Origin of the sequence: Actinopolymorpha sp. B11F2 (assembly GCF_040195635.1) — a bacterium.
In the GTDB taxonomy this organism is placed as follows: Bacteria; Actinomycetota; Actinomycetes; order Propionibacteriales; family Actinopolymorphaceae; genus Thermasporomyces.
In genome coordinates this window covers 31,956-45,289 of the sequence record NZ_JBEFTX010000013.1, presented here as the reverse complement: position 1 = coordinate 45,289, position 13,334 = coordinate 31,956, and the positions used below count along the sequence as shown (strand labels likewise).

At 70.4% G+C, this 13,334-nt stretch carries 7 protein-coding genes; 3 read left to right on the top strand and 4 right to left on the bottom strand.

From position 1 onward, the window contains the following. Positions 1-216 precede the first annotated feature (216 nt). Positions 217-2,649, top strand: a complete 2,433-nt coding sequence (locus ABN034_RS22180) for a glycoside hydrolase family 65 protein (RefSeq protein WP_349692925.1) — start codon at positions 217-219, stop codon at positions 2,647-2,649. A gap of 58 nt (positions 2,650-2,707) precedes the next feature. Further along, positions 2,708-3,586, top strand: coding sequence for a universal stress protein (locus ABN034_RS22175; protein ID WP_349692924.1), 879 nt, complete (start codon positions 2,708-2,710; stop codon positions 3,584-3,586). Here ABN034_RS22175 and ABN034_RS22170 read toward each other — a convergent pair. After that, on the bottom strand, positions 3,583-4,743 hold the full coding sequence (locus tag ABN034_RS22170; protein WP_349692923.1) for a site-2 protease family protein: 1,161 nt from the start codon (positions 4,741-4,743) through the stop codon (positions 3,583-3,585). The genes ABN034_RS22175 and ABN034_RS22170 overlap by 4 nt on opposite strands. Positions 4,744-4,960: 217 nt before the next feature. Between ABN034_RS22170 and rtcA the strand changes: the two genes are divergently transcribed. After that, entirely contained in the window at positions 4,961-6,028 is a 1,068-nt protein-coding gene (gene rtcA / locus ABN034_RS22165; protein ID WP_349692922.1) for an RNA 3'-terminal phosphate cyclase, read from the top strand. Between the two features lie 4 nt (positions 6,029-6,032). Here the strand turns inward: rtcA and ABN034_RS22160 are convergent, their stop codons facing one another. From ABN034_RS22160 to ABN034_RS22150, 3 genes are read right to left on the bottom strand one after another with little or no spacing between them, the layout of a single operon-like run. Beyond that, on the bottom strand, positions 6,033-8,789 hold the full coding sequence (locus tag ABN034_RS22160) for a cation-translocating P-type ATPase (RefSeq protein ID WP_349692921.1): 2,757 nt from the start codon (positions 8,787-8,789) through the stop codon (positions 6,033-6,035). A gap of 9 nt (positions 8,790-8,798) precedes the next feature. Further along, on the bottom strand, positions 8,799-11,564 hold the full coding sequence (gene fdhF, locus ABN034_RS22155; protein ID WP_349692920.1) for a formate dehydrogenase subunit alpha: 2,766 nt from the start codon (positions 11,562-11,564) through the stop codon (positions 8,799-8,801). After that, positions 11,561-13,285 (bottom strand): NAD(P)H-dependent oxidoreductase subunit E, encoded by a 1,725-nt coding sequence (locus ABN034_RS22150; RefSeq protein ID WP_349692919.1) that lies wholly within the window; start codon positions 13,283-13,285, stop codon positions 11,561-11,563. Before ABN034_RS22150 ends, fdhF begins: the two co-directional genes overlap by 4 nt. Positions 13,286-13,334 lie beyond the last annotated feature (49 nt).

Below are 13,334 nucleotides of genomic sequence, written 5' to 3'. Positions count from 1 at the left end.
CTCAATCAGGGGGCCAGTCCCCTCATGCAGGTCGAGCCAAATCGGACTTAGTTGCAGAAGTACCGACGCTGGGTCGATCGCCTCCAACGGAAAACCAGTGGCCTCCTCACCTGGAAGGTGTGCCGGAAGGCCCTGCACGTGCCTTTTGGGCTGGACAACGCTGAACCCGGGTGCAGCTCTGACTGGACACCTGCCGCGTCGTTCCGGGAGGTTGGCGTGAGCCAGTGGTCGGTGATCTACGACGGGTTCGATCCTGCCGCCGAAAGGGCTCGCGAGACCTTGTGCACCCTCGGCAACGGTTACTTCGCCACTCGTGGAGCGGTGCCGGAGTCGGCTGCCGACGGAGTGCACTACCCCGGAACCTACGTCGCCGGTTGCTACGACCGGCTCGAGTCCCACGTGGCCGGCCGTACGTTCGAGAACGAGGACCTCGTCAACGTCCCCAACTGGCTGGCGTTGACGTTTCGCGTCGACCAGGGCGACTGGTTCGACATGGCGGGCACCGAACTTCTGGGCAACCGTCATGAACTGGATCTCGAGCGCGGCGCCCTGACCAGAAGGCTGCGTTTCGTGGACCCGGCCGGAAGGACCACGTCGGTCGTCCAGCGCAGGCTCGTGTCCATGGCCGACCCGCACGTGGCGGCTCTGGAGACGACGTTCGTGGCCGAGGACTGGTCTGGTCGGCTGTGCGTACGAGCAGCACTCGACGGTCGGGTCACCAACCGCGGGGTCGAGCGTTACCGCGACCTGTCCGGTGCGCATCTGGAACCGGTCAGCTCCGGTCACGACGCGGAGGAGATTGCCTGGTTGCAGATGCAGACGGCGTCCTCGCGGATCCGGGTCGCCGAGGCGATGCGGATACGTGCTCCTGGCGCGATCAGTCGCAGGCTCGACTGCACTGCCTCCTGGGTCGGCGTCGACCTCGACCTGGACCTGAAGGCGGGAGTGCCGGTGACCGTCGAGAAGGCGATCGCACTGCACACGTCGCTCGACCGCGCCATCGGCGAGAGTCTCCTCGCGGCTACCACCCGGATCCGTCACGCGGGGGACTTCGCTCAGCTCCTCGACCAGCACGTCCTTGCCTGGAGACAGATTCGGCGCAGCGGACGTACCACGCTCACGGGCGCGCGCGCGATCGGCGAGGAGCCGCAGAAGACTCTCGATCTGTACGCCTTCCACATTCTGCAGACGTTGTCGACACACACGACCGACCTGGACGTCGGCGTTCCAGCGCGCGGACTGTCCGGCGAGGCGTACCGCGGGCACGTCTTCTGGGACGAGCTCTTCGTGTTCCCGTTCCTGACACTGCGACTGCCGGAGGTGGCCCGGGCGCTCCTCATGTACCGCTGGCGGCGACTTCCGCAGGCGCGGTGGGCGGCAGAGGCCGCGGGCTACCGCGGAGCGATGTACCCGTGGCAGAGCGGAAGTGACGGACGGGACGAAACGCAACAGTGGCATCTGAACCCACGCTCGGGACGCTGGCTCCCGGACAACTCCCACCTCCAGCGGCATGTCGGGATCGCCGTGGCACACAACGTCTGGCTCTACTACCAGGCCACCGGCGACCTGGCGTTCCTTTCCAGTCACGGCGCCGAGATGCTCCTGGACATCGCACTCTTCTGGAGCACGCTGGCGACGTTCGACGACAGCGACCAGCGTTACCAGATCCGCGGTGTGATGGGCCCCGACGAGTACCACGACGGATATCCCGCGTCCTCGACCCCCGGAATCGACAACAACGCCTACACCAACGTCATGGTCGCCTGGCTGATGCGTCGAGCCCTGGAGGCGCTCCGGTTGATACCGGTGCATCGGCGAGACGAGCTTCGCGAGCGCCTCGGACTCAGCGACGCCGACCTGAGCAGGTTCGAGGACATGACCCGCCGGATGCGCGTCGACTTCCACGGGCGCGGCGTCATCAGCCAGTTCGAGGGGTACGGCCAGTTGGCCGAGTTCGACTGGGCTGGTTACCGGGCGAAGTACGGCGACATCCGGCGGCTCGACCGGATCCTCGAGTCCGAGGGTTCCGACGTCCGGCTCTTCCAGGTGTCCAAACAGGCCGACGTCCTGATGCTGTTCTTCCTCCTGAGCAAGGACGAGTTGACGCGCGTCATGGCGGACCTCGGCTACTCGCTGAAGCCCGACGACATCCTGCGAACGGTCGAGTACTACCTTGCCCGGACGTCGCATGGCTCCACTCTCAGTGCGGTGGTCCACGCCTGGGTGCTGTCGCGTACCGACCGGCACGCCTCGTGGCGGTTCTTCCTCGACGCGCTCGCGAGCGACGTCGCCGACACGCCCGGGGGGACGACGGCCGAAGGTATCCACCTCGGCGCGATGGCAGGCTGCGTCGACCTCGTGCAACGGTGCTACACCGGACTCGAGATCGGCGGCGACGTCCTCCGGTTGGACCCACGACTGCCACGGGAGCTTGCCGCGCTCGAGCTGACGTTGCGATACCGGGGGCACTGGGGCGTCACCGTGCGGTGCACGCAGGAAGAACTCACTGTCGGGCTGCCGGCATCCGATGCGGCACCGATCACGGTGGCACTCGACGAGAAGACCGCAACCCTGCCGCCCGGAGAAACCTGGCAGGTACGCCTGACACCCGCGCGGTCTCACCGACGCCCACAGATGCCGCCCGGGTGAGTGAGGCCCGGCCAGGTGAGGAACTCGATCTCTCTCAGACGCGAAGGAGGAGGTGGGGATGACATCGGAGCGGACGAATCGAATCGTCGTGGGCCTGGACGGGTCGGCCAATTCCCTCGCCGCCGCTCGGTGGGCACGCAACGAGGCGCTGCTCCGGGGGGCCGATGTCGAAGCGGTCACGGTATGGGACCGGTCGCGACCCCGCCATCTTCCCGACCGAACCCGACACATGACCGAACGCGAAATCGTCGACGCGTGTGAGCGCATGCAGCAGCAACAGCTGGCTGACCTCCACGGTGGTGCTGTGTCCATCGTCCCGCGGGTCGCACAAGGTGATCCCGTGGAGGTCCTGACGGATCTCTCCCGGGCCGCCGACATTCTCGTGGTGGGCGCTCGGGGCCGCAGCGGTGTCGCCGGACTACTCCTCGGGTCGACCAGCCTGGCCTGCTTCCCACACGCCGCGTGCCCGGTGACGGTGGTCCCCGCCCACTACCCCGCGCACCGGGTGCACGCTCCGATCGTGGTCGGAGTCGACGGTTCACGCGCCTCACGAAAGGCCCTTCGGGTGGCCGCCGAGGAGGCTCTGATCCGAGATTGCCACCTCATCGCGGTCCATGCGGTGTTCGTGCCGCCGCCTTACGGGACGGAGATCTACCGGCCAGCGGACGATCACCTGGTCGAGGGTGGCCGTCAGCTCGAGGAGGCGATCGGTCCCGTCCAGATCGACTTTCCTGCCGTCCCGATCGAGCACAAGGTCATCGCGGGACATCCCGCGGTGGCCCTCGACGAGGAGGCGTCCGTGGCAGACCTTCTCGTCATCGGCTCGCGAGGGCACCGACCGCTACCCGCCGCCATCCTCGGATCCGTCAGCCTGCACCTGCTCGCCCACGCCGAACGCCCGACCATGGTGGTAACCGACCAAGGCGCGTCACCCTAGGGCCTGTCGGGGCCCGCGTCCTGCCGAGGCTCCCGCAGCGGGGCGACCTCCAGTGCGCGGTTCAGGTCGCTGACCGACAACAGCCCGACGAGTTCGTGCCCGGTGCCGCCGTCGACCACGAGAGCCCGGCCTGGATCCCGCTGCAGTGCGCGTGCCGCGTCGACGACCAGGTCGTCCGCCCGGACTGTGGGAACGTCCTGGCCGGCGAACATCACGTCCGAGACATGCACCGTGCGTCGCTCCTGCTTGGGCACGGCGGCAGCCCTCGACAGGGACAGCAGGCCAACCAGGTCGCCGTGCCGCACCACGGGGTACGAAGCGTGTGCGGGCCACCGCCCGATGTCCTTACTGAACTCGGCGATGGTGAGGCCGGGATCCACCGTCACCGGGGCATGGGCCATCAGGTCGCGGACGCGCAGGCCGGTGAACGCATGTTCCAGCCGAGCGGAGACCACCTCCTGCTGGACGGCCAGCAGGAGGAACCAGCCGAGCAGGAGGAACCAGATACCGCCTACGCCCCCGCCAGCCAGCAGGCCGGTCAGGCCGAGAAGGATCAGGAGCACCGCGAAGATCCGCCCACCCACAGCAGCCGAGATCGTGGCCGACGCGCTGTCCCCCTGTCGCCACCACAGCAGTGCGTGCAGGAGCCGTCCACCGTCGAGCGGTAGCGCGGGCACGAGGTTGAAGACGAGCAACAAGGTGTTGATGAGCGCCAGATAGTCGAGTACGCCTGTCACGGACGCGGGAAGTCCGGTCACATCCGCAAGCACCGCGAGCCCCGCGAACACCAGCGCGAGGACCGCGGTCGCGATCGGCCCTGCGATCACCACCCGGAACTCCGCACCGGGACCAGGCAGCGGTTCCTCCGCCCGAGAGACGCCACCGAACAGCCACAGCGTGATCTCCCGCACTCGTACGCCCTCGCGCATCGACTGGAGCGTGTGACTGAGTTCGTGCGCCAGGATCGAGGCGAAGAAGAGCACGGTGGCGACGGCTGCCATCGCGAGATGTGCCGATCCGGACAGATCCGGATATGTGTCCGGGAACAACACCGCCGCCAGCGACCAGAGCACCAGCACGAAGATCACCAGCCACGTCCAGCTGATCCCTACCGGGACGCCCTTGACGCGGAACAGGCGCACGCTACTCGTCAACACCCGACCACCCCTGCGCTCACGCCGGCCATGTTCACGCTACGTCGGTGGTCGGAGCAGGTCAGCGGGGCACGGTCATCAGCGCCAAGGACCTTCGGCCCCGTGAGTGAGCGCAGGCCCCCGCTCCCCCAGACGCTCTGGCGTTCGCCGTCGAACCCCGGGCTCCCACCTACACTGGCGATGAGCCCTCCACGCCTGTGACCGTCACGCACCGGCAGGGGTGAGCACGTTGCTCGACATCGACGGTTCCGCGCACTCGGGGTCGGGCATGATCGTGCGTCAGGCGCTGGCGTACGCGGCCATTACCGGTACGCCGTTGCGGATGTGGAACGTCCGCGCACACCGCCCCAAACCCGGACTGCAGCCCCAGCACCTGTGCGGCGTCCTGGCGATGCGGGACCTTGTTGGCGGCTCGCTCGAGGGTGCCCACCTGGGCTCGCGCGAGTTCAGCTTCCGCCCAGGCGAGGAGAGTCCACGTGGCCTCTACCGCTTCGACGTTGGTACCGCCGGTTCGGCCACAGTCCTTGCGCTTGCCCTTCTCCCCGTTCTGGCCACCGCGGTCGAGCACGTGCGGCTCGACCTGACTGGTGGGCTGTTTCAGGACCGGGCACCGTCGCCCCTCCACCTGCAGCACGTTCTCGTCCCGCTGCTCGGCCGGATGGGTCTCGCCGTAGAAGCGACCGTGCTGCGCCCGGGTTACGTACCGCGGGGCGAAGGCCTGCTGCGGTTGGAGGTTCAGCCCAGTGAAGGGTTGACAGCGTTGGACGCCAGTCAACAAGCTCCCGTGCACGAGATCTGGGGTATCAGTCTGGCGTCACACCTTCGGGCACGGCGCGTCAGCGCCCGGATGGCCGCGAGCGCGCGGGAGGTTCTCTGTGCGGCCGGCCACCAAGCCCGGATCGACGAGTACGACGACACCACCGCCGTCCAACCCGGAGCGGGGATAGCTCTGTTCGCCGATCTCGCCGACGGGATGCGCCTTGGCGCGGACGGTGCCGGAGCGGTGGGGCGTCCCGCTGAGATGGTCGGCTCGGCCACCGCCCACCGCCTGCTCGAGGACCTGGGGTCGGGCGCAACCCTTGATCGATACGCGGAGGACCAGATCGTCGTGTTCGCCGCGTTCGCCGCGGGCCAGACCCGGGCGCGCCCGGCTCTTGTCACTGAGCATCTCCGCGCCGCGCTGTGGCTGGCGGAGCTGTTCGGCGTGGCCTCGACCCACCACGACGCGGGGATGCTGGTCATCGAACCCCGGCGTGAGCGAAGGACGGGCGGCCTCACGTCCGGTTGAACATTCACCGCGGCGCAGGTCCCCGGTCCCGTCGGCGACGCCGCCGCCAGCGGCTGATCTCGTCGACTCCCCACACGATGAAGGGAAAGGGCAGGAGCAGGAGGAGAACCCAGCCCGGCAGAGCGGCCGTTCCGAACACCCGCTGGAGCGGTGGCAGGTAGATGAGCGCGGCCGCGAAAGCGATCTCGAATGCGCAGCCAGCGAGCAGCAGCGGGTTGCTGAAGATCCCCACGGTCCGCAGGGACGCGTGGTCGGTGCGAGCGGCGAACGCGGTACCCAGCTGGCATGCGACGATCCCGGCAAAGGTGGCGGTCGTCGCCTGGAGATAACTCCCGTGGAGCGCCGTGCCCGGTCCGGTTGCCGCGCCCGGATGCCAACCCGCGCTGACCAGGACGACGAAGAACGCACCGAGCACCAGGACCGCCGACACCAGGCCGAGCAGGCCCCAGGCGCGCCACAGCAGCCTGCGGTCGATGATTCCCTCGTGACGCCCTCGCGGTGGTCTGGCCATGACTCCCGGCTCGGCCGGTTCGCGGCCCAGAGCGAGCGCGGGCAGCGTCTCGGTACCGAGGTCGATCGCGAGGATCTGGAGCACCGTAAGCGGGAGGGGCACCGCCCCACCGGAGAGTGCGAAGAGGAGGAACGGCGCAACCTCGGGGACGGCGTGGGCGAAGATGTAGAGCACGAACTTCCGGACGTTGTCGAAGGCCCGTCGGCCCTCCTCGACCGCGGCCACGATGGTGGCGAAGTTGTCGTCGGTCAGGACCATCGTGGCGGCTTCCCTGGCGACGTCGGTGCCCGTACGCCCCATGGCGACCCCGATGTCCGCCCGGCGGAGAGCCGGGGCATCGTTGACGCCATCACCGGTGACGGCCACGACCTCGCCGCGGTGGCGCAGCGCATCGACGATCCGCAGCTTCGTCTCGGGCGAGCTCCGCGCGAAGATCAGTTCCTGACCTCCTGCGAGGAGTTCTCCGAGGCGCTCCTCACTCATCGCCGCCACGTCGGTTCCGGTGACGATGCGGTCAGCGCGCAGGCCGACCTCGCGGGCGACCTCGGCCGCGGTCTGGCCGTGGTCCCCGGTGACCACGTGCACGGTGAGGCCCGACTCGTGGCAGGCGGCCACCGCTGCCGGCACCTCGGGACGGGGCGGGTCGTGCAGCCCGGCAAGACCGAGCAGGCAGAGGTCTCGCTCGACCTCCTCACGGGCGAACTCGACGCCCCGCCTGCCTCCCGGCGCGACAGTTACTCGACTGGCGAAGGCGAGGACCCGGAGTCCGCGTGCGGTCAGTGCCTCCTGAACAGCCCTGGTACGCGCACGGTCTGCCTCGGTCAGGATTCGCGGAGCGCCGTCGAGGACGCGGGTGCACAGGGGCAGCACCGCCTCCGGTGCGCCCTTGGTGTGGACGACAAGCTGCTCTGGGTGGGGCGGAGAGCCGGCTTGTTCGTCCGACTCACCCGTGTCGTCGACGGTGGTCATCCGCGCCAGGCGTGGATCGAACCGGAAGATCGCCCTCCGCCGGCCTTCCCGACGTGACAGGTCGACGTCCGTACCGGTGTCTGCCGCGTACCGCAGCAGGGCGATCTCGGTGGGATCCCCTTCGTCGACGCTCCCGGGACCTCCAGCGAGGTCGGCGGTGTTGCAGGCGACCATCACCTCCCTCACCGGTCTCGTCGCCGCGTCTCCCTCACGAGGGCTCCACACCTCGAGGACCTGCATGCTGTTCGTGGTGAGAGTTCCGGTCTTGTCCGTGCAGATCGTGGTCGTCGACCCGAGTGTCTCTACCGCCGAGAGCCGCTTGACGAGGGCGCCCCGGACAGCCAGCGCGCGGACGCCGACCGCGAGCGCCAGCGTGATCGTCGGCAGGAGACCTTCGGGCACGTTCGCCACCAGAAGGCCGGTCGCGAACACGAACGCATCCGGCAGGGACAGCCCGGCCAGCGTGCCCAACGGCAGGAACGCCACACCAACGCCGAGAGCGACCACGGCGATCAGCCATGCGATCCGGCGAACCTGGCGTTCCAGCGGACTGGCTTCGGGTGCGCCGCGCTCAGACAACGCCGCGATCCGGCCCAGCTCGGAGTGCGCTCCCGTCGCGAACACCACCGCTCGGGCCGTACCCCCTGTGCAGGTCGTCCCGCTGAACACCACGTCCTGCGCCTCGACCAGCGCCGCCCGCGCATCTGTGGGACCGGCGGCCCGCGTCACTGCCAGCGACTCGCCCGTCAGCGCCGACAGGTCGACCTCGAGGCTGCCGTCGAGTAGCCGGCCGTCGGCGGAGATCCGGTCCCCCTCGTCGATGATCACGACGTCACCGGGGACCAGCGTCGCCGCGGGCACAACCTGACGGACACCGTCGCGGACCGCGGTTGCCTCCTGCGGGAGGTACGCGACCAGCGCCTCGACCGCCCGCTCGGCCTGCTGCTCCTGCACGAACGCCAGAAGGGCGTTCAGCACGATCACGGCGATGATGGCCCATCCCAGCACCGGCGTACCCGCCACGAAGGCGAGCAGCGAGGCGACCCACAGCAGCAGGGCCAACGGATGGACGAACTGGCGGACCAGCGCGCGGCCGAATCGCCGCTTGCCCCGCCGCCGCAACACGTTCGGGCCGAAGACCACCAGCCGCCGCTCGGCCTCCCGATGGGTCAGGCCGCCGGGTCCGCTGCGCAGATGCGCCAGCAGGAGGGCGAGCGGCTCGTGGACAGATGTCTCCTCGTCCTCTACTGATGGCGGACGTCCGGTCGTGCCCTCTCCCATGAACCGCTCTCAGCCCTTGCGCAGCCGGACCGCCGTGACCTTGTACTCGGGGCAGGAGGTCACCTCGTCCGTCTCGCCTGAGGTGAGCAGGTTGGCCGCCACGTCGGGGAAGGCGAAGGAAAGGAAGACCTCGCCGGGAGCCACGTCATCGGTGAGGCGGCCCGGCGCGGCGATGCTGCCGCGCCGGCTGGCGATCTCGACGAGGTCCCCGTCGCGCAGTCCGAGCCGCAGCGCGTCGTCCGGGTTGATCTCGAGGTGCTCGTCGGGGACCAGCGCGAGGTTCGGCGTCCGCCGGGTCATCGTTCCGCTGTTGTAGTGGACCAGTCGGCGGCCGGTGATCAGCGTGTACGGGTACGCCGTGTCGGGTGACTCGCCGGGCGGCGCCCAGGGAAGGGCGGCGAGTTGGGCGCGCCCGTTCGGGGTGGCGAACTCCTGCTCGTACAACCTGGCCTCGCCCGGGTCGTCCGGGCCGCGGCACGGCCAGTGCAACGCGTGCTCGCGGTCGAGGCGTTCGTGGGAGATGCCGGCGAAGACGGGAGTGAGGCGGGCGCACTCGGCCAGTGCGTCCGCCGGTGTGGGACAACCGAGGTCTCCACCGAGGGCCCGCGCGACCGCGGTCACCACCGCGAAGTCCGTACGCGCCAGACCCGGCGGGTCGAGCGCGGGGCGGACCCGCTGGAACCGCCGGTCGAAGTTCACGAACGTGCCGTCCTTCTCGAGGAACGACGCACCGGGGAGCACCACGTCGGCGGCCAGGGCGGTGGCGGAGGGAAAGATCTCCTGGCTCACCACGAACTCGGCGGCCTCGACAGCGGCCCGGACGTGTCCGGAGTCCGGATCGGTCTGCAGGATGTCCTCGCCGAACACGTACAGCGCCCGGACCTTGCCCGTGAGCGCGGCGTCGAACATCTCGGGGATCCGCAACCCCGGCCGCGGCGGCACGGGTGTCCCCCACCGTTCGCCGAAGCGTCGGCGCACCGCGTCGTCGGTCACCTTCTGGTAGCCGGGAAGAAGGTCGGGCAGCGCGCCCATGTCCGACGCCCCCTGCACGTTGTTCTGACCACGCAGCGGGTTGACACCGCCGCCGTTCGGCGTGCCCACGGCCCCGCGGAGGACCGCGAGGTTGGCGAGGGTACGCACGCCGTCCGTGCCGTGTGCGTGCTCGGTGACGCCGAGGCCGTAGACGATCGAGGGCTTGCGCGCCGTGCCGAACAGGCGGGCCGCCTCGGCGAGGATCGCCGGCTCGATGCCGCTCAGCTCGGCGACCCGTGCCGGCGGGTACTCGTCCAGCAGGGCGCGCAACTCGTCCCACCCGTCGGCGCGGGTCGCGAGGAACGCCTCCTCCACCCACCCGTTGTCGAGCAGGAGCCGGGCCAGCCCGTGGAAGACGGCGACGTTGGAGCCTGGACGTCCGCGCAGGTGGACGTCCGCGACCCGGGCGAGTCCGGTCCTCCTGGGGTCGATCACGACGAGCCGGGCGCCGTTCAGGGCCCGCTGCATGATGCGGGCCCCGATCACCGGGTGCGCCTCGGTCGGGTTGGCACCGACGAGCAGGATGCAGTCGGCGTCGTCGAGGTCGTCCGCGGCGTTCGTACCGCCGGCCAGGCCGAAGGTCGCGGTGAGGCCCGCGGCAGAAGGCGCGTGGCAGATCCTTGAACAGTTGTCGACGTTGTTGGTACCGATGACCGTCCGCATCAGCTTCTGGAGCAGGTAGTTCTCCTCGTTGGTCGACCGGGCCGAGGAGATGGCGGCGATGGAGTCCGGGCCGTGCGTTTCGCGGATCCGCGTCAGCTCCCGTCCCACGAGCGCGAGGGCGTCGTCCCACGTCGTCGGCTCGAGCCGGCCGGCGCGGCGTACCAGCGGCGTGGTGAGGCGGTCCGGCGAGCGTACGAAGTCGTAGGCGAAGCGTCCCTTGACGCAGGCGTGGCCACGGTTGACAGGTCCGTCGAGGGCCGGCGTGATCGCCACGATCGCCGGCTCGTCGGTGTCGGCCATCGGGTCGGGGATCGGGTCGGTCATCGGGTCTGGGATCGGGTCTGGGATCGGGTCGGGGTTGCTTTTCGCCGTACGGGTGTGGACGTCGAGGGCGCAGCCGACACCGCAGTAGCCGCAGGTCGTCCTGGTCACCGTCGCGGTCGGCGCCGCCGCGACCGGCAACGGGACCGGCCCGCTGATCGCGCCGCTGGGACAGCTGTCCACACAGCCGCCGCAGGCCACGCACGCCGACTCCACCCAGGGTCCGCCCGTCCCCGGAGCCACCACCGTGTCCGCCCCGCGTCCGACGAGCGTCAGGGCGAACGTGCCCTGAACCTCGTCGCACATCCGGACGCACCGGCCGCAGGCGATGCACAGGTCGGCGTCGAGCCGGACGTACGGATGGGAGTCGTCCCGGCCGAGCCCACGACCAGGTCCTTGTCCGGCGCCGTCGAACGCCTCCGGCCCGACGCCGAGCTGGTCGCAGACCGCGGCGAGCTCGGTCGGCAGGTCGAGTGCAGCCGCGGGCAGCCGTTCGACGGTGAGCTCCACGACGCGTCGCACCGTGGCGGCCACCGTCTCGTCGTCGGTACGGATGTCGGCGTCCTCGGCCGCCGGAGTCGTACATGCCGCGACAATCGCCGAGCCCGAGCGGACCAGACAGGCCCGGCACGAACCCGACGGGCTGAGGCGTTCGTCGTGGCAGAGCGTCGGCACCTCGAGACCGGCAGCGCGGACGGCGGCCAGAACCGAGCTGCCCTCGGGCACCTCGACGGGCGTGCCGTTCACCCGCACCCTCATCGCGGCGAATCCCCGCCAGGTCCGGGACCCGACCGACCCGCACCCATGACGCGCACCAGGCTGCGGACCGCACCCGGGATACGGCGTCCGAAGGGGCACAGGCTGGCGGTTTCCATCACGTCGAGCAGCGCGTCGTCCCGCGCCGCCGCCCCGGGCTGGCGTTCGCCGAGCCGGGTGCCCTCGCGGCACGGTGTACACGTGCCGCAACTCTCGCTCGCACCGAACTCCCACAGGTGCCGGAGCAGGTCGTCCGGGTCCACCTGGTCGTCGACCGCGAGCAGGCTGCCGTGGCCGAGCATCGCCCCCGCCGCCGTGAGTGCCGAGTCGAGCAGGGGAAGGTCGAGCTGGTCGGGTGCGAGGAAGCCGCCGAGCGGACCGCCCACCTGGATCGCCCGCAGCCGTCGCCCGCGGGGAAGCCCTCCGCCGAGCCCGAAGACGATGTCGCGCAACGGCGTGCCCAGCTCGACCTCGTAGGCACCCGGGCGTACGAACCGCTCGTTCAGGCAGACGACCAAGGTTCCCGTCTCCGGCGGAACTCCGCGTGCCGCGTAGGCCGCACCGCCGGCACGGACGACCGCCGGCACCGACGACAGCGTCTCGACGTTGTTGACCGCCGTGGGTCGCCCGAGCAGGCCGTACTCCACGGGGTACGGTGGCCGCGGCCGGACCGTCGCACGCAGCCCGGCGAGCGAGTGCAGGAGCGACGTCTCCTCCCCCGCGACGTACGAACCCGCCCCCATGACCACGTCCAGGTCGAGATCGACGCCGGAGCCGTGTACGTCGCGGCCGAGGTGTCCCTGGGCGTATGCCGCGGCCACGGCCGCCGCCACGCTCTCGTACGCCCGGGGGTACTCCGACCGCACGTACACGAACCCCGTCGTGGCCCCGCAGGCCAGTGCCGCGAAGGCGAGACCCTCCAGCAGCCCGGACGGGTCGCGCTCCATCAGGATGCGGTCGGCGTAGGAGCCGGGGTCGCCCTCGTCGCCGTTGGCCACGACGTAGCGCGGCCCGGCCGGACCCGCCGCCGACAACGCCCGCCACTTGGCCGCGGCGGGAAACCCGGCACCGCCGCGGCCACGAAGGCCGGCGGTCTCGACCTCCTCCAGGACACGACGGGGAGACCTGTCGTCCGCGACCAGGGCACGCCACACTTCCCACGCCCCCTCGTCGCCCTGGATCCCACGCAGGACGACGGGCGCCGTCGCCGCCCGTACGGACGGTTCCGGCGCCCGCGGACTGGAGAGTCCGGCGAGCTGGTCGGCAAGGTCGGCACCCGCGCGGGGCTCGTCGCCGTCGAGGGCGGCCGGGCCCGTGTAGCAGTAACCCAGGCAGTGCACGACCTGCAGCGACACGCTGCCGTCCGGCGCGCAGGTCCCCGCCCGTACGCCCAGCACCCGCTCCACCTCAGGGATGTGGCGCCCGCCCTGGCTCGCCACGAAGCATGCCGTCCCACCGCACAGCCGTACGTGCCGCTCGCCCTGGGTGCCGCGCAGGTCGGTGTAGTAGCGCGCGGCCCCATGCACCACGGCGACCGGTAGCCCCGTCCTCGCGGCGATCGCGCGCTCGTCGTCAGGAGTGATCCGACCGTGGTCGGCCCGCGCCGAGCGAAGCTCGGCCAGGACCCGGTAGGCAGGACCGTTCCGGCGCCGCTCGAGTCCCTCGACCGACGCGCCCGTCGGCGGCCTGCTCATGCTGGCCTCGACATCGCGGGGTTCGACCACGAGGTCATCGTGCCCACGTCTGGTGCAGTTCAGCCGACGATCGCGCGGG

Bases quoted from the DNA above. Each gene is read 5' to 3' on its own strand.
- fdhF (WP_349692920.1), bottom strand. From the start codon at position 11,564: ATGAGGGTGCGGGTGAACGGCACGCCCGTCGAGGTGCCCGAGGGCAGC.
- ABN034_RS22175 (WP_349692924.1), top strand. From the start codon at position 2,708: ATGACATCGGAGCGGACGAATCGAATCGTCGTGGGCCTGGACGGGTCG.
- ABN034_RS22160 (WP_349692921.1), bottom strand. From the start codon at position 8,789: ATGGGAGAGGGCACGACCGGACGTCCGCCATCAGTAGAGGACGAGGAG.